Origin of the sequence: Levilactobacillus bambusae, from assembly GCF_003124125.1 — a bacterium.
Classification (GTDB): domain Bacteria; phylum Bacillota; class Bacilli; order Lactobacillales; family Lactobacillaceae; genus Levilactobacillus; species Levilactobacillus bambusae.
In genome coordinates, this window is the sequence record NZ_QCXQ01000002.1 from 157,201 (window position 1) to 182,263 (window position 25,063).

The 25,063-nt window shown below is 47.7% G+C and carries 23 protein-coding genes; 3 read left to right on the forward strand and 20 right to left on the reverse strand.

The features are described 5' to 3' along the window. The 5 genes from DCM90_RS03560 to helD all read right to left on the reverse strand — a co-directional run. A partial coding sequence (locus DCM90_RS03560; protein WP_109249973.1) for a MucBP domain-containing protein occupies positions 1-1,473 on the reverse strand: 1,473 nt, incomplete at its 3' end. Between the two features lie 273 nt (positions 1,474-1,746). Then, on the reverse strand, positions 1,747-3,288 hold the full coding sequence (guaA, locus tag DCM90_RS03565; RefSeq protein WP_191981026.1) for a glutamine-hydrolyzing GMP synthase: 1,542 nt from the start codon (positions 3,286-3,288) through the stop codon (positions 1,747-1,749). A gap of 98 nt (positions 3,289-3,386) precedes the next feature. Next, positions 3,387-3,965 carry an N-acetyltransferase gene (locus tag DCM90_RS03570; RefSeq protein ID WP_109249975.1) on the reverse strand — a complete coding sequence of 193 codons (579 nt, stop codon included), beginning with the start codon at positions 3,963-3,965 and terminating at the stop codon, positions 3,387-3,389. 9 nt (positions 3,966-3,974) lie between these two features. Beyond that, positions 3,975-4,898 (reverse strand): type I pantothenate kinase, encoded by a 924-nt coding sequence (coaA, locus tag DCM90_RS03575; RefSeq protein ID WP_109249976.1) that lies wholly within the window; start codon positions 4,896-4,898, stop codon positions 3,975-3,977. Positions 4,899-5,041: 143 nt separating this feature from the next. Beyond that, positions 5,042-7,351: an RNA polymerase recycling motor HelD gene (gene helD / locus DCM90_RS03580; protein ID WP_109249977.1), complete on the reverse strand. Its 2,310-nt coding sequence runs from the start codon at positions 7,349-7,351 to the stop codon at positions 5,042-5,044. 172 nt (positions 7,352-7,523) lie between these two features. Between helD and DCM90_RS03585 the strand changes: the two genes are divergently transcribed. Continuing rightward, positions 7,524-8,180: a histidine phosphatase family protein gene (locus DCM90_RS03585; protein ID WP_109249978.1), complete on the forward strand. Its 657-nt coding sequence runs from the start codon at positions 7,524-7,526 to the stop codon at positions 8,178-8,180. 94 nt (positions 8,181-8,274) lie between these two features. On the opposite strand, the gene DCM90_RS03590 is transcribed toward DCM90_RS03585, so the two are convergent. The 6 genes from DCM90_RS03590 to DCM90_RS03615 form a co-directional block, all read right to left on the reverse strand. Then, the gene (locus DCM90_RS03590; protein ID WP_109249979.1) at positions 8,275-8,736 is read right to left on the reverse strand and encodes a universal stress protein; all 462 of its coding nucleotides are present in this window, start codon (positions 8,734-8,736) and stop codon (positions 8,275-8,277) included. 131 nt (positions 8,737-8,867) lie between these two features. Continuing rightward, complete coding sequence (locus DCM90_RS03595) at positions 8,868-9,827, reverse strand: ABC transporter ATP-binding protein (protein ID WP_109249980.1); 960 nt, start codon at positions 9,825-9,827, stop codon at positions 8,868-8,870. Beyond that, a complete protein-coding gene (locus tag DCM90_RS03600; RefSeq protein ID WP_109250522.1) occupies positions 9,827-10,933 on the reverse strand; it encodes an ABC transporter ATP-binding protein in 1,107 nt (368 codons plus the stop codon). Before DCM90_RS03600 ends, DCM90_RS03595 begins: the two co-directional genes overlap by 1 nt. Before the next feature lie 10 nt (positions 10,934-10,943). After that, positions 10,944-11,975, reverse strand: coding sequence for an oligopeptide ABC transporter permease (gene opp3C, locus DCM90_RS03605; protein ID WP_109249981.1), 1,032 nt, complete (start codon positions 11,973-11,975; stop codon positions 10,944-10,946). A 12-nt stretch (positions 11,976-11,987) separates the two neighbouring features. Further along, positions 11,988-12,917, reverse strand: coding sequence for an oligopeptide ABC transporter permease (gene opp3b, locus DCM90_RS03610; RefSeq protein WP_109249982.1), 930 nt, complete (start codon positions 12,915-12,917; stop codon positions 11,988-11,990). 162 nt (positions 12,918-13,079) lie between these two features. After that, positions 13,080-14,705 carry a peptide ABC transporter substrate-binding protein gene (locus DCM90_RS03615; RefSeq protein WP_109249983.1) on the reverse strand — a complete coding sequence of 542 codons (1,626 nt, stop codon included), beginning with the start codon at positions 14,703-14,705 and terminating at the stop codon, positions 13,080-13,082. 199 nt (positions 14,706-14,904) lie between these two features. On the opposite strand from DCM90_RS03615, the gene hflX reads away from it, so the two are divergent. Next, positions 14,905-16,179 carry a GTPase HflX gene (gene hflX / locus DCM90_RS03620; protein WP_109249984.1) on the forward strand — a complete coding sequence of 425 codons (1,275 nt, stop codon included), beginning with the start codon at positions 14,905-14,907 and terminating at the stop codon, positions 16,177-16,179. A 157-nt stretch (positions 16,180-16,336) separates the two neighbouring features. Here hflX and DCM90_RS03625 read toward each other — a convergent pair whose 3' ends face one another. The 9 genes from DCM90_RS03625 to DCM90_RS03665 all read right to left on the reverse strand — a co-directional run bounded on the left by DCM90_RS03625 (position 16,337) and on the right by DCM90_RS03665 (position 22,451). Continuing rightward, on the reverse strand, positions 16,337-16,993 hold the full coding sequence (locus DCM90_RS03625; RefSeq protein WP_109249985.1) for an amino acid ABC transporter permease: 657 nt from the start codon (positions 16,991-16,993) through the stop codon (positions 16,337-16,339). A 13-nt stretch (positions 16,994-17,006) separates the two neighbouring features. Beyond that, the gene (locus DCM90_RS03630) at positions 17,007-17,645 is read right to left on the reverse strand and encodes an amino acid ABC transporter permease (RefSeq protein WP_109249986.1); all 639 of its coding nucleotides are present in this window, start codon (positions 17,643-17,645) and stop codon (positions 17,007-17,009) included. Further along, on the reverse strand, positions 17,642-18,478 hold the full coding sequence (locus tag DCM90_RS03635; protein WP_109249987.1) for a transporter substrate-binding domain-containing protein: 837 nt from the start codon (positions 18,476-18,478) through the stop codon (positions 17,642-17,644). Before DCM90_RS03635 ends, DCM90_RS03630 begins: the two co-directional genes overlap by 4 nt. A 21-nt stretch (positions 18,479-18,499) precedes the next feature. Then, complete coding sequence (locus DCM90_RS03640; protein ID WP_109249988.1) at positions 18,500-19,240, reverse strand: amino acid ABC transporter ATP-binding protein; 741 nt, start codon at positions 19,238-19,240, stop codon at positions 18,500-18,502. 208 nt (positions 19,241-19,448) lie between these two features. Continuing rightward, positions 19,449-20,354: a DUF6681 family protein gene (locus DCM90_RS03645; protein ID WP_109249989.1), complete on the reverse strand. Its 906-nt coding sequence runs from the start codon at positions 20,352-20,354 to the stop codon at positions 19,449-19,451. A 16-nt stretch (positions 20,355-20,370) separates the two neighbouring features. Continuing rightward, the gene (locus tag DCM90_RS03650) at positions 20,371-20,853 is read right to left on the reverse strand and encodes a hypothetical protein (protein ID WP_109249990.1); all 483 of its coding nucleotides are present in this window, start codon (positions 20,851-20,853) and stop codon (positions 20,371-20,373) included. Between the two features lie 102 nt (positions 20,854-20,955). Continuing rightward, the gene (locus DCM90_RS03655; RefSeq protein ID WP_109249991.1) at positions 20,956-21,378 is read right to left on the reverse strand and encodes a Fur family transcriptional regulator; all 423 of its coding nucleotides are present in this window, start codon (positions 21,376-21,378) and stop codon (positions 20,956-20,958) included. A 70-nt stretch (positions 21,379-21,448) separates the two neighbouring features. Then, a complete protein-coding gene (locus DCM90_RS03660) occupies positions 21,449-22,039 on the reverse strand; it encodes an AAA family ATPase (RefSeq protein ID WP_109249992.1) in 591 nt (196 codons plus the stop codon). Beyond that, a complete protein-coding gene (locus tag DCM90_RS03665) occupies positions 22,032-22,451 on the reverse strand; it encodes a bis(5'-nucleosyl)-tetraphosphatase (RefSeq protein WP_109249993.1) in 420 nt (139 codons plus the stop codon). Before DCM90_RS03665 ends, DCM90_RS03660 begins: the two co-directional genes overlap by 8 nt. Positions 22,452-22,591: 140 nt before the next feature. Between DCM90_RS03665 and DCM90_RS03670 the strand changes: the two genes are divergently transcribed. Then, on the forward strand, positions 22,592-25,015 hold the full coding sequence (locus DCM90_RS03670; protein WP_109249994.1) for a Xaa-Pro dipeptidyl-peptidase: 2,424 nt from the start codon (positions 22,592-22,594) through the stop codon (positions 25,013-25,015). The last annotated feature ends 48 nt before the right edge of the window (positions 25,016-25,063 follow it).

Below are 25,063 nucleotides of genomic sequence, written 5' to 3' on the forward strand. Positions count from 1 at the left end.
ACTGCTACTGCTACTGCTACTGCTTGGATTGTCAGGGCCCGTGGCCGGATTGTCAACCTGATTCTTTGTATAAATATAGGTAATTATCTGATCTTGATCAGTATAATGACCTTTCGGTTGCCCAGTAACTTCTTTAAGGGTGTAACCGTTAATCGCTTTGGGGTTAGTTTGGTAATTCTCACCAACATTCCCGGTTAAAATGTCGCTATCGGTTAAAACATGACCTTCGTCATCAACATATTTCACCGTAATTCGACCGCTCATAACCGGTGTCTTCGAATAAATAAATGTAATCTCTTGGTCCTGGTCAGAAAAGGTTCCCTGCGGATCGCCTTGAATCGTCTTTAATGTATAACCATCAAATGATTTTTGATCCGCCGAAAAAGTACTCCCCACATTTCCAGATAAGATGACGTCGCTAGCCAGTGGGTTTCCACTATCGTCAACGTATTTCACCATCACGTTGCTGACCCGGTCACCATCTCCACCCGCCTGATTTGCCCGATAAGTCGCTGTTGATGCAGCCCGATCAACCTGTACATTCCCGTTGTAGAGGGTGGCATGGTTCGGATACCTATTATCTTTTTCGTTATAACTCATTTTAGTTTGGTAGTGAATCACAATTGAAGTCACAGCATTAGCGTCCATAACATTTTTGCTGGTTAGTGTTCCAAAGTGAATGTTAGCTGATTGTGAACCATCCGAATTAGGAGTAAACGTTAAATTAGGTGTTTCAGTCGAGACAGGTACGGATTTTTCCTTGTAGTTTCGGTAATTAACCGTCAACGATCCTTGAATGTAGCTTTGGGTGTTCTCCATGGTATCCTCAAAAACGGCATCATCAACGGCATATCCTCCCTTATTAATTGTTACCGTCCAATCAACGACATTGCCACCTTCATATCGTAATGTTTTAGAAATGGCACTCGTTCCCGAACCGATTCCTGAATCACTCTCATAGAAGTTAACGTGGAGGATATTTTCCACATTGTTAGCCGTTGGAAATACTAAATCATTACCGTTGCTATAGTCTAACGTATCCTTATTAAACTTTGCCCAAATTGCAAAATTAATCGTCCGGTTCGCTAATTGGTTAATGGCATTTGTAAATGTCAAATTAATTTGTCCGTTAGTGACGGTCAAATGTCCCAAAACGGTTCCATCCGAAGCCGTAATTTCCACGGGGGTCGTAATTTCACACCGTAGTTCCGGTGGCAGTGGCATCGTATAGGTCGCTGTTGGGTCAACATCCCCATCTGGAAGTTTTAATTGGTAAAGAAGCTGTACCGCAGAGGAGTTACTAATTTTAGTTGTCCCAACGGCTTTACCTGTGGAATCCTTCATCGTGACCGAATCAACAAATTGAATCGCAGATGAATTCGTCTGTGCATGGGCTACTGCTGATGAAAAACCAAGTAAGCTGTTCACCAATATAAGCAGCGTCATGAGACTAGTCCATAACTTTTTTGGCATTCGACTATCGCTCCTATTCTAAAACAATCTGCTTTTAATCTTATCATATTTCCGTTTACTTAGTTCACAGATTTGGAATAGTTTAAGGCCCAAAAAATAATATTTTAACTTTGTACCCACCCTAAATTCAAAACAAAGAGGCGGTACCACCTAAGGTACCGCCTCTTCAACAATTTAAATTCTATTCAGTTACCTTTTTATCAGCATGACATCATCTATTTAAGCACTTTCTACTGATATAACTGGATCGAGTGGGAGTGAATGTTTCAAATCTTATTCCCACTCCACAGTCGAAGGCGGCTTACTCGTCACATCGTACACGATCCGGTTAACCCGATTAACTTCGTTGACAATGCGAACTGAGATTGCCTGCATGACATCCCATGGGATCCGGGCAAAGTCGGCCGTCATACCGTCAACGGATGTTACGGCCCGAATTGCAACGGTGTAATCGTAGGTCCGGCCGTCACCCATCACGCCGACACTCTTAATGCCGGGCAGGATGGTGAAGTATTGCCAGATGTCCCGGTCTAAACCTGCCTTCTTGATTTCTTCCCGGAGAATGGCGTCACTTTCCCGAACGATTTCAAGCTTTTCGGGGGTGACTTCGCCAAGGACCCGGATGGCTAACCCGGGACCAGGGAATGGTTGACGCCAAACTAAGTTACTTGGCATCCCCAACTTTTCACCTAATTCACGGGCTTCATCCTTAAAAAGGGACCGTAATGGTTCGATCAATTGGAATTGAAGGTCTTCGGGTAATCCCCCGACGTTATGGTGGGACTTAATAGTTTGAGCCGTGTCCGTTCCACTTTCAACCACGTCGGTGTATAAGGTCCCCTGAGCTAAGAATTCAATCCCATCAAGTTTACGGGCTTCTTCATTAAAGACCTCAATAAAGTCGCGGCCGATAATTTTCCGTTTTTCTTCGGGTTCAGTAACCCCTTGTAAATCACCTAAGAAGCGTTCTGAAGCATCCACCATGACAATGTTCAAGCCGAATTTGCCGCTTAAACTTTCCATGACGTTCTTAGCTTCATCCTTCCGCAGCAGCCCGTGGTCAACGAAAATACAGGTGAGTTGATCACCAATTGCTTTATGAAGCAGGACCCCAACGACTGAGGAATCAACCCCACCGGAAAGGCCTAAGAGAACCTTCTTATCACCAACCTTAGCCCGGATGTCTTCAATTTGTAAGTCAATGAAGTCATCCATACTCCAGTTAGCGTCCGCCTGGCAGACGCCAAAGACGAAGTTTTTTAGGATCTGGTTACCGTACGTGGTATTCCGGACTTCGGCATGGAATTGAATACCATAAAAGCCTTGTTCCACGTTTTGCATGGCTGAAATTGGGCAGTTTTTGCTGGTTGCAACCCGTTCGAAACCATCTGGGACCTTGGTCACTAAGTCACCGTGACTCATCCACACACTCTGTTCCTTAGGGGTGTCCACAAACAACTTTGCGTCGTCGCTGGTAATGGTAATATCAGCCCGACCATACTCACTGTTATTTGCTGACTCCACTTCACCACCTGGTAAAGCATAGGCCATCAATTGCATTCCATAACAAATACCCAAGATTGGAATGTTTAAGTTAAAAATCTCAGGATCAACTCTTAAGGCACCTTCGCCGTAAACGCTGTTGGGACCACCAGAGAAGATAATGCCTTTAGGGTTCATTTTCTTAATCTCGGCTGCATCCAATGTATGCGGCTTTAATTCAGAGTAAACACCCATGTCACGAATACGACGCGTAATAAGTTGGTTGTATTGACTACCAAAGTCTAAGACAACGATCTTATCAAACGCGGACATATCTTTCGCCAAGCCTTTCACCCTTTCTCAATTCATCAAAATAATAACATTGCTATTATGATACAGATTTCTTTGGTTGTGGTCAATACGTTTTCGGGTTAAACCAGCCGCAATCGTAAATGAACCCAGCTTTGCCGGTCAAACCGATTTGTCTGGGTGACAACGAACCCAAATTCAGCGGCTAAATCAGCCAACGGTGATCCCGGGCGCGCATCTAACCCCACGTACCGGTACCCAGAAAGCCGCGTCCGGTGAATCGCATCCTGCATTAAATACTCCGCAAAGGTTTGACCTCGGTAGGCTTTATGGCGGTAACGCGGACTTACCTCAAGCAAATCCAGGTACCATTCATCCGAGTAGGCCCGGACAACGGGTGGAAACGGCTTGGTGAGTTGAATTTGAAACTTAGCAAAGAGGTCATCCCACTGCTGGTCTAAGTTGGCCTCGTTAGCTGCGGGGTAGCCAAACGCTACTCCAGCCGCCACCCCCTGGTTTTCATACACCCGTACCTGATTCAGGCCGTAGCGAAAGTCAGGGGCGTGATAGCCCACAAAGAGCACTTGACTCAGTTGTTCCTTACTGACGCGCCGCAAAATTCGCCAGTTTCGCCGCTCTAACTCATGCAAAACCAGCGCAAAAACGTGGTCCGCATCCGTAATTGTTGCATCCCTTAACATCTTGGCCCCCTAATACTTCCGAAATAAAACGTGGTCGACTAAGTGCCCCTCAGTCTTATGAATAATTAGATCGGCCCGGTTGCGGGTGGGCAAGATGTACTCCGTTAAGTTTTTAAGGTCAATCTCCTGCCACACCTTTTCCGCCATCTTCATGGCTTCCTGCCGATCACCTAACGCCGTTGAATGGTAATAGTTCGTGGGATCCTGAAAGGCCGTATCTAGTAGGGCCGCAAACCGATCTAAGAACCACTTTTCAATGAGGTTAGATTCGGCGTCCACGTAAATTGAAAAGTCCGTAAAGTCGCTAATGTAAATTTGTTCGGTGGACGGCAGTTGGAGGGTATTAATGCCCTCCACAATTAGGACGTCCGGATCGGTAATTTCTTCGTACTCGTGTGGGAGAATATCGTAGGTGGCGTGGGAATACTTCGGCGCCCGAATCACCTGCTTACCAGATTTGACGTCGTTTAAAAACCGAATCAAAGCGCCCATATCGTAACTTTCCGGAAACCCCTTCCGGTTCATAATCCCCCGCTCCTTTAACTCAGCGTTAGGGTACAAAAAACCATCCGTGGTAATTAACTGAATGTGCCGATCCGAAAACAGGTGGGTCATCAACATTTCAAGCACCCGGGCCGTCGTACTCTTCCCGACGGCCACGCTTCCCGCAATCCCAATGATAAAGGGGGTATGCCGAATGGGTTTATGAAGGAACGTGGATTTTTTCACCTGCCGTTCGTGGTACGCCGCTGCTTCCGCTTGAATGAGCCGGACTAGGGGCATATAAATATCTCGCACATCCTGCATTGAAATTCGATCGTTAAAGGCCTTAATCTGCCGCAAACTTTCGGGGGTTAACGGAACCACCTGTTCGCGGGCAAACCGCCGCCATTCTTCACGTGTAAAATCATAGTAATTCATCGGGTAAGCCATTACTACTGCCTCATTTTTTCATAAAATTTCTCGTAGCTTAAATTATAGCATATTACCGCTTTCATCAACACGATTCCCATTTAAAATGGACCACCCGGCAAATTTCACCGCGTGGCCCATTTTAACATTAATTTTCACAACGCTTAATCCGCCGTAATGGTTTCAACTTCGTACTCTTCTTCTGGCACTAAGTCGAGTAACGGAGTAACGTCCCCAATGGCGATGAGCGTTAACTGGTGCATGGCCCGGGAACAAATGGTATAGAGCAGCTGGCGTTCATCATCCCGTTTATACCGTTCAGCGGAGGTATTCCAAGCAACCACCGCATCAAATTCCAATCCCTTCGCTAAGAAGGACGGGACAATAATGACCCCGGTTGCTAACCGTTGATTTTCAGTCTGAATTAGCGTTGCCTTCACCCCGCGGGCCTTCAATTGGTCAGCTAACTGGCGGCAGTCTTCCAGCGTTTTGCCAATAATCGCCGTTGTCTCATGGGCCTTCGTATCCGAATCAATCTGCTCAATGAGCCGATTGACAGCTGCATCTTCGTCGGCCGCAACGGCGACGGTTGGTTTGGACCCCGTCCGATCAAACGCCGTCACCTCTTCACCGTTTCTCAAAATATGCTTCGTGAAGTCGGTAATCTGCTGGGTTGACCGGTACGACCGGGTTAACTGCACCACGCGCGTCTTGTCTTCGTCAAACATCGTACTTAATTCGCTTAGTAACGTATGCGAGTTTTCCTTCGTAAAAATGGCCTGATTGAGGTCCCCTAACAGGGTAAAGCGGGCGTGCGGAAAGCTGAACTTCAAAAAGGCCAGCTGGAACGCCGTGTAGTCCTGAATTTCGTCGATAAAGACGTACTTGATGTCCCAGTTGCCACGCTTACCCGTCATCTTATCGTAGAGATAGAGGTAGGCTGAAACGTCCGTCAACGTCATGTGAAACCCCTGAATGGCCTTAATCGTTTTTTCGGTTGCCAGCTTCCAGTCCTCTAAGCTAATTCCCGCCTGCTCAAGGTTGACCCACTTCGGCATGTCCCGCAGCATGTGGACATACTGGCGGTTAATGCTTAAGAACCGGTTACGGGTAATAGCCCGTTGAATGGGTTTGAACGCTTGGTGAACCAGCTTTCGGGCCAGGAATTTGTATTCCTCGTCCGCCGCCTCGAAGTTATGCGGGTGTGTTCCGTAAAGCTGGTTAATTTCTTCCTTTGACAGCCCTTGAATCGTTTCTTCAACCCATTTCGCGCGGGTTTCAGATCCAACGCGTCGGTTTAATTGCTTAATTAATTCATTTCGAGTGGCCTCTAACCGGTTGCTCAAATTATAATTTTGGTTAAACGAATAATAAATTTCCGCAATCTTTTCCTTCTCAAAGAACACCCGGTCCTTCAACTTAATGTCCCGGAAAATCATGTCCCGTTGGCCCAAGTGCTCAGCGTAAGCCGTTACCCCGTTAAAGAAGGCCAGGCTATTCTTCAATTTGTTGACGGTTTTTTCCGCCGGCGTTTCGTTTTCTTCAAACCGTTCCGCTAAGGTTTCAACCTGCATCTTCGGTAATCGGTGCCCAGCGTACTGGTAATACGTGAGTTGAACCATATTGTGCTCCCCGAGTTCCGGCAGCACCTGGTCAATGTAATCGTTAAATAGTTGGTTTGGTGAGAATAAAATAACCTGCGACGACGTCAACTTGCCACGGTAACGGTACAGTAAATACGCAATCCGTTGGAGGACCGCCGCCGTTTTACCAGATCCCGCGGCCCCCTGCACAAATAACAGGTCGGATTTTGTGTCCCGGATAATCTTATTTTGTTCGCTCTGAATGGTCGTCACGATACTCTTCATCTTAGTATCGGAACGGCCGCCTAAGGCTTCGAGCAGCATCTGGTCGCCCACGACCTGCTCCGTATCAAAAATGGTCTTAATTTGACCGGCCTCAATTTGGAACTGGCGCTTTAACTTCACGTCAACGTGCTGTTCTCCAGCCGGGGCCGTGTAGGTGACCTCCCCCGTCTTCCCTTCGTAATAAATACTAGAAATTGGGGCCCGCCAATCATAAATCAAAAAGTGGTCGGGTGAATCGGAGAAGGAACTTAGCCCAATATAAATGGTTTCATCCTTTTTCTCCCCCGCCTCATGAAAATCAATTCGGGCGAAGTAAGGTTGTTTTTCTAACCGGTGCAAAGTCGCCAGCTGCGTTTCTGCGTGGCTCTGACTGTTCTGCCGCTCGTCCAACATTTGTTGCTGCTGACGTAGGGATAAAGCCGTATCCATCATCCCAGAGTAAGACGATGTGTTAATTCGAACGTCATTTTCCAAGTTCGTCCGGATCGCTGCTGTGTCGTCCTTAGCCGTTTTAATGGTCCGTTCAGCGGCTGTTTGGGCAACCTTCAACTTCCCAATGACCTCATTGAGATGGTCCTGTTCCTGTTTTTTAACGTTGTCTGCCAAACTAACCCCTCCTATGTCTTAAAAAGTGCAACTAATTCGACTAACTATTGTACACTGCTTCACGATAATAATAAAGTGATTCAACTAGATCAACAGATCGGCAGATAGTTAGGACATAGACCAATTCCATTTGGTATAATGTAAGCGTATCAGAATAAGGAGGAAAAGACGCATGTCATACCACATTTATTTTATTCGCCACGGACAAACTCAACTCAACCGGTACCATAGAATTCAGGGGTGGGCCGACTCACCATTAACCAAATCAGGAATTGAAGATGCCCAACGGGTTGGTCAACGCTTAGCAGATATACCATTTGCATCAGCCTTTAGCAGCGACATGACCCGGGCCCGTGATACGGCGGCCTATATTATTGCCGTTAACAGGGGCCCCGTTCAAGACGCCGATGTTAACCCTGATTTCCGGGAAGAAAATTTTGGTTACTTTGAAGGGAACGATGACGTTAACCTATGGCACATGATCGCAGGAATCGAACCCTACAACTCCTTTAACCAGCTGATTGCTGCCTGGGGATTATCAGCCGTTCAAGATAAAATCCACGCGCAAGATCCGTTTGGCGATGCCGATACGGCCGCAGAACTTTGGGATCGGATCAGCCGGGGATTAAAAACGGTCGATGACCAAGCTCAGGATGGCGACGATGTCCTAGTTGTTGCCCATGGGACAATGATTCGGTCAATCGTTGAACACTTCGCACCAGACATTAACATTGCCGAATCCACTAAAAACGGGAGTGTAACTAAATTGACGGTCGATAACGGCCAGATTACCGTTGATTACTTCAACAACACGGAGGGGTCACTGTAGGCCCGGGTCAGATAAGTTAGGGTAACCGATCCAATTCACACAAAAACCACCGGCNNTAACGCCGGTGGTTTTTGTGTTGGTTAGATGCACCTAGTTAAACAAACATCCCCTGCTTGCTCGTTTCCCTGGCGATTACCACGTTCTTATCCGCCCAGCTCATCACGTACCGGGCCATATGGCCGACCCGGTTAAACGTCGTATGATGAGCTCCTTTGGCGCCGACGACCACCGTGCTGACGTTGGCTAGATTAGCTAGTTTTACCAGCCAGTGCCGGGCATCTCCGTAGCAGACCGTCCATAGAACGTCCGAAACCCCTTCTTTTTCCAACGTTTTGGCGATGCCCTTCATCCGGTAGGTCGCCAACTTTTCCTCTGCCAGCATGCTTTTTTCTAGAAGTGCTGAATTATGGAGAATATTATACTCACGCGGATCCACAACGTGGACCAGATAAACCGCTTTACCAGTCGCCCTCGCCGCATTTTTCGCGTAGGTAACTAAATACTGACTATACGATGAATTATCAACTGCGACTAAAATGACGTTTCCTGGAATCATAATCTACACCTTCTTAACCGATTTCTTGTGTGCAGAATAACATAGATGATTCACACTTAACATCATTTTGCCTATAAAAAAGCCTTACAAACGCCGGTAGTGACTGGCTTTGTAAGGCTCTATCCACTTTATTAAGAATGTGTAAGTGCGGCTTCTTCGGCTCGCTTTTGGTACATTTCAATTTCATCTGGAGCAGCCCGAACAAAATGATGGGGGGCAATTTCAACCAGGGTTCTTTCCTTGCCATCGTTTTCAGCGGACCCATCATACGGAATTTCCTGCCGGGTCCGTTCAAACTCAGGGTCCGGTACCGGAACCGCAGATAAGAGGCTGCGCGTATAGTCATGGAGGGGGTGCGCATAAATTTCATCGGCATCCGCAATTTCCAACATCCGGCCGTAATGCATAACCCCGATTCGATCGGAAATATACTTAACCATGGATAAATCATGCGCAATAAATAAATACGTTAACCCCTTTTCCCGCTGCAAATCCTTAAGCAGGTTCACAACTTGAGCCTGAATAGACACGTCGAGCGCGGAAATCGGTTCGTCACAGATCACAAAGCTAGGATCCACGGCTAACGCCCGGGCAATTCCAATCCGTTGGCGTTGCCCACCCGAAAACTCGTGGGGGTAACGGCTGGCGTGATCCTTATTCAATCCCACCGTCTCTAACAGGTCGGCCACCATTTGATCCCGTTCGGCCTTGTCCTTAGCCAGATGATTAATGTCAATTCCCTCGGCCACAATATCCTTAACGGTCATCCGGGGGTTAAGTGACGCGTAGGGATCCTGAAAAATCATTTGCATTTGGCGCCGAAAGGTTTGCCGGTCCTGCTTGCTCTTTAGCTTCGATTCATCACGGCCGTCAAAAATAATTTCCCCGGCGGTTGGCTCATACAGATGAATGATAGCCCGACCCGTTGTGGTCTTGCCAGAACCCGACTCCCCAACCAGACCAAAGGTTTCACCCTTATAGATATCAAACGAAATATCATCAACGGCCTTAACTTCATCCGCTTTACCCACGTTGAAGTACTGCTTTAAATGCTTCACCTCAAGGAGTTTTTCACGTTGATTATCTGTCATTAGCCTTCCTCCTCTCCGCTACGGTGCTGTTCCTGTTCAGCCCGTTTGGCCTCGGCAACCGCCTTTTCATGCATCGCCGCATACTTCTTCTGCCGTTCAAGAATGGTTGCAGGTGGCGTAACCTTTGGTGCCCGCGGATCTAATAACCAGGTCGCAGCCGAGTGGGTGTCGGATACCTTGAAAAAGGGCGGCTGCTTTTGGGTGTCAATCTTTAGCGCATACTGGTTACGAGCCGCAAAAGCATCTCCAACGGGAGGTTCTAACAGGTCAGGCGGCGTTCCTGGAATGGAAGGCAACGTATTTTCCTTAGTGTCCAAGGTCGGCATCGAGTTCAATAATCCCCAGGTATACGGATGCTTCGGATCATAAAAAATTTCATCAACCGTTCCGTATTCCACAATCTGACCCGCATACATCACGGCTACCCGATCGGCCATTCCGGCAACGACACCTAAATCATGCGTAATAAAGATAATGGACGTATTAATTTTGGTTTGTAACTCCTTCATTAAATGAAGGATCTGCGCTTGAATGGTAACGTCTAAGGCCGTGGTCGGTTCATCGGCAATCAGAATATCCGGATAATTAATGAGGGCAATAGCAATCACAATCCGTTGCCGCATCCCACCGGAAAACTGGTGGGGGTAATCGTTAATCCGGTCTTCGGCATTTGTGATGCCAACCAGTTTCATCATTTTGAGGGCTTCCGCCTCTGCCTGGTCCTTCTTCATATTCTTATGAATCATCAGAGGTTCCGCAATTTGCCGCCCGATTTTCATGGTTGGATCGAGTGACGTCATGGGATCCTGAAAGATTTCGGCAATGTCAACGCCCCGAATTTGTTCCATATCGCGTTCCGATAGCTGGAGCAGGTCACGATCCTGATACTCAATCGTTCCGTTTGCCACCTTGGCGTTTCGCGCCAGCAGTCCCATAATTGCCCGGGTGGTCACCGACTTACCCGAACCAGACTCACCAACGATGGCTAACGTTTCCCCCTTTTTCAGGTCAAAACTTACGTTACGAATGGCTTTTACGGTGCCAGCAAACGTATCAAAGTTGATTTCGAGGTTCCGCACCTCTAAAACGTTATCTTGGTTTTCCAATTCCATTCACCTACTCTTTCGAACGGGGATCAAAGGCATCCCGTAAACCGTCACCAAAAAGGTTAAAGCAAATCATAATCAATGAGAGAACGACTGCCGGGAACCACATTTGGTAGGGTAAAAACTGAAAGTTCTTCTGGCCGTCGTTTAATAACGTTCCTAGTGAAGCCTGAGGTGAAGAAATCCCAATCCCAATGTAGGAAAGGAGGGCCTCAAAGAAGATTGCGCTCGGAATCGTAAACATCGTGTTGATAATGATTACGCTGGAAAGGTTCGGTAGCAGGTGTTTAAACGCGATCTTAATGGGACTTTCACCAAGCGTACGGGCAGCCAGCACAAATTCCTGGTTCTTTAGTTCCAGCGTTTCCGCCCGAACCAGCCGGGCCATATTCGTCCAACTCGTTAACGCAATCGCAATAATAATGGACGCCATCCCGGGTTTTAAAATTAAAATTAGCAGGATGATCACCACTAAGCTAGGGATTGACATAATAATTTCAATAATCCGCTGCATTAAATTATCAACCCGGCCGCCCTTCCAGCCGGATATCATTCCGTAGGCAACCCCGATGGTTAAGTCAAAGAACGTGGCAACCAGGGCAATCGTCAGCGAAATCCGGGTCCCGTAGAGTACCCGGGAAAAGAGGTCCCGGCCTAAGTAGTCGGTCCCCATGACATAGTAGGTCCCCGGTTTGACCCCGGCCTGGGCGTAAGCATCCACCCGGACATCCCCCTGCTTCAGAGTGCCATTAAAGCCAGGGATTCCCACCCCGGGAATTTTAGCCGGCAGGTTGGCGTAGGATGGATCTTGGGCGTTTGGATCGTGAGGTTCAATAAAGCTAGAACTAAATGCCATCACGAACAGCACCAATAAAATAATCATCGAAATCATGGCACTCTTGTTTCTTTTAAGCCGTCGCCAAGCATCCTGGGTGAAGGTCAGCGAAGGAGCCGCAATTTTTTCATCGTCCAGTTTTTGCTTTTCGTTAAGTGGTACGGGTTCAAAGCTGTCATCGACGGGCTGCTTAATGTTGTCTGCCATAAACTGACCTCCTTAGTTTGATCCACCGGTAATGCGAATCCGGGGATCCACGATTCCGTAGATAATATCTGTGATAAGCAAGACCACCATTAACATAACGCTATAGACGATGGTCAACCCCATAATAGTGGGATAATCGTTGGTTAACACAGACTTGACGAATTGTTCCCCAATTCCAGGAATGGAGAAGATGTTTTCAACCACCATGGATCCCGTCATAATCCCAACGGCTAACGGACCAACAACGGTAATTAACGGAATTAAACTATTCCGAAGCGCATGGTGATAAATCACCTTCGCCTTGCTCATCCCCTTGGCCTTAGCCAATTCAATGTAATCCGAGTTCAGCACGTCAACCATTTCGGTCCGCATAAACCGGGCCGATTCAGCTAATGGTGATGCCGCTAACGCTAGCGTGGGCAGGATGGTATACATAAATCCACCCCAGTTAGCGATGGGGAACCATTGAAGCTTGAAGCCCAGGAAGTATTGAAGCAGCACGGCTAGAACGAAGCTGGGAATTGAAATTCCCAAAATTGAAATCACCGTCGTTGTCGTATCAACCCAGGTATTCTGCCGAACCGCCCCAATGGCACCAATGGTAATTCCGGCAAGAACCCCCACTACCATCGCCTGCAGCCCAATTTGAAGCGAGGGCCCAATCCGGCTGCCGATCAGGTAAGAAACGGATTGATCGCTAAACTGGAAGGACGTCCCAAAATCCCCGTGCAGGGCGTTCCATACGTACGAGAGATATTGTTGCCAGACGGGTTTGTCTAACCCGTACTGCTGATAAATGACCGCAATTTCTGATTTGCTTAACTTAGCCTGGTTCGTAAGTGGAGTCCCAGGAAGCAGCTTCATCAGAAAGAACGTAATAGTAATGACAATAAACAGAGTAAGAAGTAGATAGAAAATTCGTTTTGCAAGATATTTTGCCATTAGCGATCCTCTCAATCGGTTCTGATTTTTAACTTTTATTTTAACACTGGCATAAAGTAAGTAAACACGAAAGTCAGGATTGCGGAAGGCCAACCCTGACTTTCGTTATCAACCGCACTCATTAGTGTAACTGGCGGCCTACTTTTGGTCAAATTCACCCCGCTACTTTGTGAGGTAAGCTTGACTATAATCCCACTGGGCTCCAGTTGGGAAGTAAATGATTCCCTTAACGTTCGATTTCACTAACTGTCCGTTGGCTTGTTGGTAAAGTGGAACTACCCCAGCCTGCTGATTAATCAGTTGATCGGCTTGAACCATATCGTTAAACCGGGCTTTCTTATCCGTTGCGTCCGTGACATCCGCCTTGTTAACCAGGTCGTCATACTCGGAATTACTCCACTTCCCGTTGTTCAACGAGTTCCCCTTAGCGAATAGGTCCAGGAATGAACTGGCATCCGGGTAATCGGCTCCCCAGGCCGTCACAACTAAGTCAAAGTTACCTTCTTCTGACCGGGCTAACCGGGTCTTGAACGGTAAGTTCTGGTTAGTAATCTTTAGTCCCGGCAGTTTTTGCAGCTGATCCTGTAAGAATTCAGTGGTGAGCTTACCCGCTGGCGTATCATCAGAGAGCAGGTTAAGGCTTAAGCTGCTTTGCCCACTTTCCTTTAAGGCCTCCTGCCAAAGCTTCTTGGCCTTCGTCAGATCGTAGCTGACCGTCCCCGATTGATAGGCGACACTAGCAAAATCCTTACCATCCTGATACTGCATCTTAGTAGGGACTAATCCCTTAGCAGCCGTTGATCCATCGGCTAGCACCTTGTTAACAAATTGGTCCCGGTCAATCGCAGCCGAAATAGCTTGCCGCGCCTTCACGTTCTTAAAGATCGGGTCCTTCTTTTCGTTCATTTCAATGTAGAAGGTTGATGCCGTGGGCCGTAAAACGTAATCCGGATTGTTTTTATACTGTTTAACCTGCGTGCTTGATAACGTCATCGTGTCCAACTTACCCGTTTGGTACTGACTCAAGGCCGTTTGGTTATCCTTAACCGTCCAGAACTTCACCTTATTCAACTTCACCGACTTGGCGTTCCAGTACGATTTATTCTTAACCATCGTCCAAGTGTCGTTCGTCCCGGTCCACCCCGTTAACTTGAACGGACCATTATAAACCATCGCAGAACTTGTGGTACCGTACTGCTTCCCGTACTTTTCCACTACCCGTTGGTTCTGGGGATAAAATTCGGGGTTGGCTACTAACTCGTTAAAGTAGCTTTGGGCGTGAGCCAACTTAACCTGAACCGTATATTTGTCGAGTGCTTTAATCCCCAGTGTTGACGGAGCCATCTTGCCACTTGAAATCGACTTTGCGTTTTCAATGCTATCGAAAAGATAGGCGTACTGGGAAGCCGTTTTTGGCGAGACTGTCCGCCGCCAGGAGTAGACGAAGTCCTGCGCTGTCACTGGATCACCGTTACTCCATTTTGACTGACGCAGTTTATAAGTGTAGGTCTTCCCGTCCTTTGAAACGGTCCAGCTTTTCGCCACCGCTGGATGTAGGGAACTATTCTTGCCAAATTTTAATAATCCTTCGTTCGTATTGTTTAGCGTCTTTCCGCTAACCACGTCCGTCGCCTTTGAAATATCCATGGATGGTAAGTTTGAAGCTTCCGCCACGTTGATGGTCTTGTCCTTTGCCTTGTTATCCGCGGCCTTGGAACCACACGCTGCAAGCAGTGCAACTGATGCCAAAGCAACCGTCCCCAGTTTCCATGATGAGTGTAGATTCATATTCACCAACTCCTCTTCCTTTTCGATTCACATCTCTTTAAACGTTGGTTAATAGTTTAAATGAGAGAACAATTAAAATCAATACTTTTTTCTCATTTATTTTGCCATCGTTCTATCATTTTACTGGTTAATCCCGTGCTTTCACGGGTTGCAATGGTATAATTAACGCGAACCGCCACTTAAAGGAGGTAGTTTTACTATGGAATCCCAAGATTCTCGAACCCCCGTTATTACCATTGGATTAGATAGCGGGCTTAATTTCGACTACTCAATGGCTGAACTCGCTGCCTTAGTCGAAGCCAATAACATGATTTCAGTTGAAGAAATTCGCCAAAGCCTTGACCGCCCCAGCCCAGCCACTTACTTCGGCAAGGGTAAGGTTCAGGAATTAGCCGAGGCCGCAATTGAAGACGACGTTCACACCATTGTCGTTAATGATGAACTCACACCCAGTCAAATTCGGAACTTAGAGGCCGAAACCCAGGTCCGGATTATGGATCGGACGGGCTTAATTCTTGAAATTTTTGCCAACCGTGCCCAGTCTAAGGAGGCCAAACTCCAAGTTGAACTGGCCAAATTACAGTATCAACTTCCCCGGCTGCATACCAGTGCTTCACAACGGTTAGACCAGCAGACCGGTGGGGGCGGTGGTGGTTTCACCAGCCGTGGGACGGGTGAATCCCAAACCGAGTTAACTAAGCGTCAGATTGGTAAACAAATTAGCCACGTTCGTCACGAACTCAAGGAAATTCGCAAGTCGGATGAGACTCAGCGCCAGCAACGTGAACGGAACAAAATTCCAACCGTTGCATTAGTGGGTTACACCAATGCCGGCAAATCGACCATTATGAACGCATTAGTGAGGGAATTCGGCAAGGGGGAAGATAAGCAGGTCTTCGTTAAGGACATGCTCTTTGCCACCTTGGACACTAGTGTGCGTCAGCTGGTCTTTCCCGACCAAAAGAAGTTACTGCTAAGTGATACCGTCGGCTTTGTTAGCAAGCTGCCCACTACCCTAGTGGAGGCGTTCCGATCCACCCTGTCTGAAGCTGCCAACGCCGATCTCCTGCTTCAGGTCGTTGATTTTTCTGACCCGAACCGGGATGAAATGATGGCCACCACCGAGCAAACCCTTAAGGACATCGGGGTCACGGACATTCCCATGGTGACCATCTACAATAAAGCCGACTTAACGGACGTCGATTACCCCCGTGAGGTTGGCGATCACCTCGTGGTTTCCGCCAAGGACCCTGCCTCGTTGGAACTCATTACGAAAGTCATGAAGGAAAAGGTTTTTAAGGATTACGTCACGGTGGACTTTCTCATTCCATTTAACGATGGTCACGTCGTTGCTTACCTAAACGATCACGCAGACGTTAAATCCACCGAATACGTGGCTGAAGGGACTCAGCTTACCGTCGAATTAAGTCGGACCGATTTAGAGCACTTCAGTCAGTATGTCATATCAGATTAGGAACCGGCTAACAGAGGTTTTGAGTCACTAGAGTCGCTGCACACATAAAAAAGACCACAACCAAATAGGGAGGATGACCAGTCCGATTAAATGCAATCGAACTGGTCATCCTCCCTATTTAGCGTAATCTGAATAGTTGTTCGCCTAGCTCGTTTAGTTAAGCCAATCGTTTTTCTAGGTACCTTGACAGAATCGAAAGTGCAAAACAGACGATGAAATATAATACGGCTAACGCCACGAACATTGGAATAATATAATTCGTGTTTTGCCCGTAAATTATCTGCGCCCGGAACATCATTTCCGGTAACAGAATAATCGTTGCTAGTGACGTATCTTTAACCAGTGAGATAAACTGGCTGACCATGGCGGGAATCATTTTCATAATGGCCTGAGGCAGCACAATGTATCGCATAGCCTGCCAGTACGTTAGCCCGTTGGCCCGGGCCCCCTCCATTTGGCCGGGGTCGACGGCCGCAATCCCACTCCGAACAATCTCGGCCACCATTGCCGATTCAAAGATCGTCATGGCTAAGATTGCAGCGGGAATGACGTCGGGTTTTACCCCAATGTTTGGCAGCCCGAAGTACGTAAAGAATAAAATTAAAATTAATGGCAGGTTCCGGATAATATCGATAATAAACCCAACGATTGCGGAAACATACTTAAACTTCACGTACCGAATTAATCCCAGAATCAACCCTAAAATAAAGCTTCCGATAATCGAACAAATGGAGACTAAAATGGTAATTCCTAATCCTTCAACCAAGTAGCGTAAGTTGTCAAAGGAGTAGGCACCTGCAAATGATGATAACATGGCAATCTCCTCCTTATGCTAACTTATTTTCTAGATACTTCATGTAGTAACTTACCGGCATGGTAATAATCAAGTATAGCAGCGCCACACAAGCATAGGTACTCATGGTTTCAAGGGAGTTACTGGCAATGATGTTTCCCTCGTACATTAAATCAAACCCAGCAACAAACGCTAACGTTGACGAATTCTTAACCAGGTTGACGAACTGATTTCCAAGTGGTGGAATCACGTACCGGAAAGCTTGGGGGAGTACCACATACCGCATTGCTTGCCAGTACGTCATCCCGTTGGCTCGAGCCCCTTCCATCTGCCCCGGATCAACGGATTGTATCCCCGCCCGGACGGTTTCGGCAATAAAGGCCGAGGTATAGAGGGTCAGTCCAATGGTACCGGCCACGAACCCGCTCATTTTAATAATGTAGAGCGGAAAAACCACGTAGAAGAACATGGTAATAACCAATAACGGAATATTCCGAAAAACTTCAATGTAAACGCGGGCCACTTCGCGAAGCCACTTCGTTTCGGATTCTTCCATTAGCGCAAAGAGTGTCCCAATGACTAAGCTCAAAAAGAGTGCAATTAGACTACACAGCAAAGTCTGACCTAACCCATAAAGCAGGGTGCCGCCATATTCTTGAAAGATATGGATCATTGCTTTTCCGCCTCCTCATAGTCAAATCCTTTAACGTTATGGAACCATTTATGAACTAAACGGTCATATTCTCCGTTCTTTCGCAGCTCGCTCAAGGCCCGATTGACCTCAGCCTTAAAGTCACCTTGGCCTTTATCCATCGCAATCCCATAGGGTTCGCTGACAAACGATCCCCCGGTGACAACGTATCCGGGGTTTTGAACGGACATCCCGTACAAGATCCCGTTATCGGTCGTTAGGGCTTCACCCTGGCCAGCCTTAAGGGACGTCATCGCTTGAGCGTAGTCGGTCATTTGCAGTACCCGCGCATCAGGCGCCGCCTTCTTCACGTTTTCGACGGAATCTGACCCAACGACCCCCAGCACCGTCCCGTGGTACTTATTGAGGTCGTGTATATTCTTGATTCGACTGCCCTTTTTAACCAGCAGTGACTGACCAGCGTAAAAGTACGTGTTCGAAAAGTCGACCTGCTTCCGCCGTTCAGGCGTATTGGTCATGGTCGCAATAATGGCGTCAATGTTTCCGTTCTTTAGCATGGGCATCCGGGTAGAACTCGTTACCTGGATAAACTTAGCGTGGGCGTCCTTACCCAGCATCTGCTTTGTTAGTGCCGTTGCTAAATCGACCTCAAACCCTTTAATCTGGTTGTCCTTAGTATCCAGCAACCCGAAGAGCCGGGTGTCCCCCTTAACCCCCCAGGTAATCGTTTTTTCCTTCTGATCCGTTTTTAAGACGTTTCGTTGAGACAGCGGTTGAGACCCGCATGAACTTAACACCAGCAGCAGTGCACCCAACGCAACGAGGAGATTCAAAAACCGTAATCGTTTTTTCATCATAACTTCCTCCAATCGCAATTAGTGCTTAATAATTTTGCTCAAGAACTGACGGGCCCGTTCGTTTGTCGGTTCACCCTCAAAGAACTTTTCCTTACTGTCATCTTCCAAAATACTGCCGTCCGCCATAAAGATTACCCGGTCGGCTACCGCCTGGGCAAACCCCATTTCGTGGGTCACTACCAGCATCGTCATAGACGAGTCCCGGGCAATGGACTGCATAACGTTTAGCACATCATCAATCATTTCAGGATCCAAGGCACTCGTTGGTTCATCAAATAAAATACACTTTGGCTTCATAGCTAAAGACCGGGCAATAGCAATCCGTTGCTGCTGGCCACCCGATAATTGGGCGGGCATTTTAGGCGCTTGGTTGGCCAATCCCACCCGGTCAAGCATCTCCATGGCAACCTTTTTATTTTCCGTTTCGTCCCGGTGCAGCACAATTCTAGGGGCTAGCATGACGTTTTCTAAGATGGTTTTATTGGCGTATAAGTTAAAGTGTTGGAAGACCATCCCCACGTTTTTCCGAACCCGGTTGATGTCTGTCTTGGGGTTGGCTAGATCCTGACCATTCACGATCAGCTGCCCCTCTTGGATGGGTTCTAGTCCGTTCACCGTCCGAATCAGCGTTGATTTTCCAGAACCGGAAGGCCCGATCAGCACAACCGTTTCCCCCGCTTCAATGGTTAGGTTGATGTCATGAAGGGCATGAAAATCTCCATAGTACTTTTCTACGTCGTGAAATTCAATCATTGACATATCTTTTCCGCCTCTCATAGTTTTAATAAACGAGTGTCTGCGGCCAACCCACCCTCGGTTGAGTTATCCTTACATTCGTTTTCAATTTATTAGACTTCTCTTAAAGTTTAAACCAACATGCCAACGCGGTCAAAGTATATGGGAAACACAACTGGAAACACAAAAAAACTGCGGGCCTAAAATGGTCCGCAGTTTTTCTCATTTACCTTTAATCTCGGTGCCGGGAAGACCGGGTTGGAAGCTCAGTCGTCGTTGGGGTCGGATCCTCTGGCTGCACCCGAATTTCCTCGCTCTGGCGACTCTTGTAGGCCAACTGAACGGCAACTTCAAAGTTGCCCTGGTGTTCAATAACCGTATTTCGGCCCGCAACTTTAAAGGGCCCACCCACTAAGATCGCGTTGGCTAAGTACAATTTATATTTATCACGTAAACTGTCAACGTCCTGCAGCCCAACCGTTGAAACATGCCCCATTCGTTGAACTTCGGCCTGATTAATTCCGGCGTAAACAACCAGTTGATTGGCCTCCTCCTTCAGTTCGAAGTAGGGAATGGGCGCTCCAGGGCCCGACGCATAGACGGGTTTATTGAGTTTCGTTGTCTGCTGATAAATGGCCCGATCGCCTAACCCTGAATAGTCAAGGGGCATTAACCCGTTTTGCTGTAAGCGGGCGGCTAACGCATTGGCATTGGCCTGGTCCTGATCAGAAACGGCCAGTTTTCCTGGTAGAATTTTCTTCTCGTCAAAGTAGCCGTTGGCATGGATCCGCGTCTGAAACCGCCCTTCAGGCATTGGTTCTGGATCCAACATTGGGTCTTTCGTATCACCGGGATGGCCACCCATCAGCTTCTCAATTTTAGGTGAAATATCAAACTTTGTCGTTCGGGTGGTGAAGTAATAAAAAACGTTTAAAACAACAAAGTAGAGTAAGATTACCGCCACTAATAACAACAGCAGTCCCCGGACCGCAAACCCGTTCTGCATGTATCGGAAGGCAATATAAAATAAATAGAAATCGCCAAACGTCCCCAAAACCGTGTAAATCCGGTTCTTTAATTTAAGGTTCATGTTGACGTAACCCAGATAGTGGTTCACTAAATCAATTAAACTAAACATTCTGACCCTCCTTTACCTACTCGGTTGTTGCAGAACTAGCGGAACCCGTTGAGTAGGTTGAACGTTCAGCCTTAGTTGCCGCAGATGATGAGGTTGTTTCCTCGCTGCCAGTCGATGTGTTATCACTCGTTGTCCCATCTTGAGCGACGGAACCATCATCACTACTCTGCGCGGATGACTCCTTAGTCGTGGAAGAACTCGTCTTGGTGGCACTCGAACTTTCCGTATCCGGCGTGGAAGACTCGTCGCTTGACGTTGAGCTCGAGTCCTTCACTGAATCGCTGCCGCTCTTCTTATCCTTAACTTGATCGGACTCAGACATTTTCTTCTTTAACGATGAGGATTGGGACTTGGGGGTAGAGGACACAACACTCGACGTCCTGGCTTTACCTTCAGACGTATCCGTGACCTTGTTAGCAACAACGTTGGTCGCCCCCAGGGCCAAAGCAATTGAAACGATGGCAAACGGGGTTAAAAATGGTGGCGTACGATAAGCCATGTAACATTCCTCCAATGTACTAATACGTGTAGTATGACAAAGATAGCTAAAAAAACGGCGAAGATAGCCTTAACTTTTCACTAAGGTTAGGTTCGTCGTCACTTATTTACAGTCTGCGCAGAGACCGTAAAGTTCAAATCGATGACCATCAATTTCACAGCCTGGCAGCTGTTCAGCAAAGAACTCGGTTGGACACATTTTAAGTTCAATGACCTTACCACAATTGGTACAGATAAAATGATGGTGGTGTTGATGGGTAAAGTCGCAGGTATACTTAACCGTTGCCTGATCATTGTCCAGTTGCTGTTCGACCAGCCCACACTCTTTAAATTCCTTAATGTTACGGTAAATGGTGTTATGACTCATTCCCGGAAATTCACGATGCATAAAATCATCAACAGTCGTGACATTGGTATAGTGATGTTGGTTATCAATCAAAAACTCCAGCATGGCCTGACGCTGTTTCGTCACTTTGAAGTGATTTTGTCGTAATACTGCCTCTGCAGTTGCCAATGTTTGTTCCATAAATAACGACCTCCGATCGGAATGATTAAGGCATATTCTAGCATATTGGTCTACAAATTCAAGTCCATTGTTAAGATGTCATCAGTTTGTCATAGATCCTTGATACCAGGGCATCAAGCCGCCGCTTAGTTTCAGCCCAATTATCATTAGAAATGACGTGTGCAACCGGCTGCAAATCTTCGGGCAGTTTTAAGTCCCGCTGAAAATCCGGGCTAGCTAACCGCTGACGAATCATTTCGGGATTATCCCCCCGGGATTCGATTCGATTCGCCAACTCCATTGGCGTAGCCACCGTCAGAAAAATAATAATTGCCCGGTCGCCAAGCTCCTTTGCATAAGTCTCGGCGCCCGCCGTATCTAAAACGATGGAAACCAGCGGTGAATGAGCTAACCCACGATCCAGCCCTTCGTACGAAGACCCGTACCGATTACCAGCGTAGGTGACGGACTCTAAGTAGTGGTTTTTTTGAAAGGACTCTGGACTTTCAAAGTAGTAGTCGATCCCGTCGGTTTCACCCGGACGGGGGGGACGAGTGGTATGCGTAATAACCTGGGGAATCCCAAACCGTTTGGTTAAGTAGTCACTCACCGTCGTTTTTCCGGTCCCCGTTGCCCCCGTAATGACAATCACTCGGCCCCGTTCGCTCACCCCGTTAGTCATGCTGGGCCGTAATAAAATCGTCGGCCTTCGCTAACGCAGCCTTCAAATCTTCATACGTCAACCGTTGACGGGCTTCATCATACGGAAACCACCCTGACTCGCTGATTTCCTCTTGCTGGCGCACCACCGTAGCATCCGTTGGAACCTGTGCGGTAAAAAGAGTCACCGTCTTATGGTGGCCGTTGACCATATCATAATCTAACTGCGTCTTAAAATCAGTGTTAATTGTCACGGTCAGTCCCGTTTCTTCCTGAATCTCGCGAACCGCCGTCTGGACTAAGTCTTCCCCTGCCTCAACGTGGCCCTTGGGAAAGCCCCAGAAGTGACTGGTGGCGCTCTTTAACAGCAAGTAATTAGGAATCCCATCGATCACCTTATAAACAACGGCGCCGCTTGCATATTCAGTCTCCATCTTAAATTCCTCCTCAAATTTGCTTTACCCCTATTCTAATCAATGAACAGCTTGGTGGAAAGCGAAATATGATCCGTCGCCCAGATTTTCTCAAAATGAGGGTATAATAAGGAACAATCTTAGTGAAATGAGGGACTGTAATGAAAAACAATCAATTTGCCATTCGACCGACCGATCTGACGACGGCTAAGACTGAGCTGCGTCGAATTCAATTTTTATCGGCCTCAAATGATGCCATCTCCGATCCCATTGATCTCTGGCATGATTTGTTGATCCGGGCTATGCCACAGATCCACGGCCAGTCCGCCAGATCCCAACAACTTCAAAACATCATGGCAACGCCAAGCCTCACTTTGGCGGATTACCTCATTCAATCTGACCAACTGTCACAAACCGCCTTTTATGCGGTGGCATTACAACTATTACATTTTCAGGTGGGGCTCGACTTTGACTTAGAAAATCCAATGGCGGCCATTAAAAAAATTGGCCTTCCTGCTCTAGAGGCCCCCTTAACTTTCTCACGGGATCACTTGCTCTCCGCCTGGTACCTATTACTATGCACGCACAACAAACTAGGTCAGACCTACCTAGACGACCTCACTGCTGAAGGCTACTTTTTCCCGTTTTATCACGACGAGACCGTTTCAAAGCCCCTCCTCTTTAACGGAAAGGCGCAGGCCGTTTTTGATCCCCATCAGCTGCGTTACGACGTCGTCTACGTTGAATCCCCCCAGGATACCGACCACGATGGTCAACGGGACCTGTTAAAAGTAAAAGTTATTCGGCCGGTGGAAACCGAAACCGGATTAACGGTCCCCGTACTTTACACGGCCAGCCCGTACGGGGAAGGTACCAATGACGAAGCCGGTGAACAGCTGACCCACGAGGTAAACGTGCCCCTCGAACACAAGGTGCCCAACCAGCTGACCCTATCTGACGTCACCTACCGTGAGGCTGAACCCACTCTCCCGCCGGAACGACAGGTGACAGATCAAGTCAACGAACCCGAAGAAAACTTTGCCCGGGTGCAATCTTATACGCTCAACGATTACTTTTTGGCCCGGGGCTTTGCGGTCGTTTACGCTGCGGGGATCGGGACCAAAGATTCCGATGGGATTCGGACGACCGGTGATCCAGAGGAAACAATCTCTACCGTTGCCGTGATTGAATGGTTAGACGGCAAGCGGCGCGCGTTTACAAATAAAACGGACAACGTTGAAATTAAAGCCTGGTGGTCAAACCATCATATCGCAATGACCGGGCGTTCCTACTTAGGCACCCTCGCAACGGCAGCTGCCACGACGGGAGTGAGTGGGCTAAAAACGGTCATTTCTGAAGCCGCCATTTCAAGCTGGTACGACTACTACCGGGAGAACGGTCTGGTGATCGCTCCGGGTGGTTTTCAAGGCGAAGATGCCGACGTACTAGCCGAAGAAACCTTTAGCCGCCAGCTTAACGCCGGGGATTACCACCGAATTAAATCGACCTGGGCCCAGCAGTTAACCGCACTAACCCGGGATCAAGATCGTCAAACGGGTAACTATAGTTCGTTTTGGGACGCCCGGAATTACCTTAACCAGGTGCCTAAAATCAAGTGTGATATGATCTTAGTTCACGGATTAAACGATTGGAATGTCAAGCCTAAAAACGTTGCCCAACTGTGGGACGCCCTCCGTGACGTTCCCGTTGAGAAAAAACTGATTTTGCATCAGGGCCAGCATGTTTACATTAATGCCTTTCGCTCCATCGACTTTACGGATATGATGAATCTCTGGTTAACCCACAAGTTGCTGGACGTTGATAATCAAGCCGAGACTACTCTGCCAAACGTCATCGTTCAGGATAATACGGTGGCCGAATCTTGGCACGCTTACCCAGATTGGGGAAGCAGCACCAACCCAACTGAAACGTGGTACCTGGGCGCAGGAACCCTTGAATCGGTAGCCAAGTCAACCGTTCCCGTTCAGTTCAATGACCAGCTGCCGGATCACCTATTCGATTTTTATACCCACCACGTTGATCAATGGCATACGGACACCCTAGCTAATGATAGTCAAATGGCGGGTCACCGACTCCTCTTTAAAACTGAACCTTTAACCGAAGATCGTTTAATTGACGGAAGTGCCGTCGTCCACCTCTCAGTTGCCGTTAACGATAATAAGGGGATGCTGAGTGTGGCCCTCGTTGACTTTGGGTCTGCCCACCGGCTAGGTGACTCACCCACCGTTTTATCCCGTAACTCATTAAATGCAGGGTTCCGGTGGCGAGAAGACGACCTAAGGGAGTTTCAACCCGCTCCAGTTACTCCGTCTAAGATGATCACCAAGGCACACATGAACTTACAAAATCGGCATCACGCTTATCAAGTAGACGACCTCACCCCTAACCAACCGGTTCAAGTCGACCTTAAGTTACAACCAACCTTCTTCAAGGTTAAGGCCGGCCACCAATTAGGTCTGGTTGTCTACGCTACGGATATGGGGATGACCATTCGGGGCAATCAGGCCCTAGTCTACACCCTAGATCCCGGTAAATCTAAGTTAACCCTGCCACTTCATCCCTAAATCCCGCATAAGTTATATGCGGGAACCAACCCGAAGTGATAAAATAGA

What these genes read in the sequence shown, in the direction of transcription:
- DCM90_RS03615 (WP_109249983.1), bottom strand. Translation starts at nt 14,705, where the DNA reads ATGAATCTACACTCATCATGGAAACTGGGGACGGTTGCTTTGGCATCA.
- guaA (WP_191981026.1), bottom strand. Translation starts at nt 3,288, where the DNA reads ATGTCCGCGTTTGATAAGATCGTTGTCTTAGACTTTGGTAGTCAATAC.
- DCM90_RS03670 (WP_109249994.1), top strand. Translation starts at nt 22,592, where the DNA reads ATGAAAAACAATCAATTTGCCATTCGACCGACCGATCTGACGACGGCT.
- DCM90_RS03630 (WP_109249986.1), bottom strand. Translation starts at nt 17,645, where the DNA reads ATGATCCATATCTTTCAAGAATATGGCGGCACCCTGCTTTATGGGTTA.
- DCM90_RS03625 (WP_109249985.1), bottom strand. Translation starts at nt 16,993, where the DNA reads ATGTTATCATCATTTGCAGGTGCCTACTCCTTTGACAACTTACGCTAC.
- DCM90_RS03650 (WP_109249990.1), bottom strand. Translation starts at nt 20,853, where the DNA reads ATGGCTTATCGTACGCCACCATTTTTAACCCCGTTTGCCATCGTTTCA.
- DCM90_RS03640 (WP_109249988.1), bottom strand. Translation starts at nt 19,240, where the DNA reads ATGTCAATGATTGAATTTCACGACGTAGAAAAGTACTATGGAGATTTT.
- coaA (WP_109249976.1), bottom strand. Translation starts at nt 4,898, where the DNA reads ATGGCTTACCCGATGAATTACTATGATTTTACACGTGAAGAATGGCGG.
- DCM90_RS03585 (WP_109249978.1), top strand. Translation starts at nt 7,524, where the DNA reads ATGTCATACCACATTTATTTTATTCGCCACGGACAAACTCAACTCAAC.
- DCM90_RS03645 (WP_109249989.1), bottom strand. Translation starts at nt 20,354, where the DNA reads ATGTTTAGTTTAATTGATTTAGTGAACCACTATCTGGGTTACGTCAAC.
- DCM90_RS03655 (WP_109249991.1), bottom strand. Translation starts at nt 21,378, where the DNA reads ATGGAACAAACATTGGCAACTGCAGAGGCAGTATTACGACAAAATCAC.
- hflX (WP_109249984.1), top strand. Translation starts at nt 14,905, where the DNA reads ATGGAATCCCAAGATTCTCGAACCCCCGTTATTACCATTGGATTAGAT.
- opp3C (WP_109249981.1), bottom strand. Translation starts at nt 11,975, where the DNA reads ATGGCAGACAACATTAAGCAGCCCGTCGATGACAGCTTTGAACCCGTA.
- DCM90_RS03665 (WP_109249993.1), bottom strand. Translation starts at nt 22,451, where the DNA reads ATGGAGACTGAATATGCAAGCGGCGCCGTTGTTTATAAGGTGATCGAT.
- DCM90_RS03635 (WP_109249987.1), bottom strand. Translation starts at nt 18,478, where the DNA reads ATGAAAAAACGATTACGGTTTTTGAATCTCCTCGTTGCGTTGGGTGCA.
- opp3b (WP_109249982.1), bottom strand. Translation starts at nt 12,917, where the DNA reads ATGGCAAAATATCTTGCAAAACGAATTTTCTATCTACTTCTTACTCTG.
- DCM90_RS03570 (WP_109249975.1), bottom strand. Translation starts at nt 3,965, where the DNA reads ATGTTAAGGGATGCAACAATTACGGATGCGGACCACGTTTTTGCGCTG.
- DCM90_RS03590 (WP_109249979.1), bottom strand. Translation starts at nt 8,736, where the DNA reads ATGATTCCAGGAAACGTCATTTTAGTCGCAGTTGATAATTCATCGTAT.
- DCM90_RS03595 (WP_109249980.1), bottom strand. Translation starts at nt 9,827, where the DNA reads ATGACAGATAATCAACGTGAAAAACTCCTTGAGGTGAAGCATTTAAAG.
- DCM90_RS03660 (WP_109249992.1), bottom strand. Translation starts at nt 22,039, where the DNA reads ATGACTAACGGGGTGAGCGAACGGGGCCGAGTGATTGTCATTACGGGG.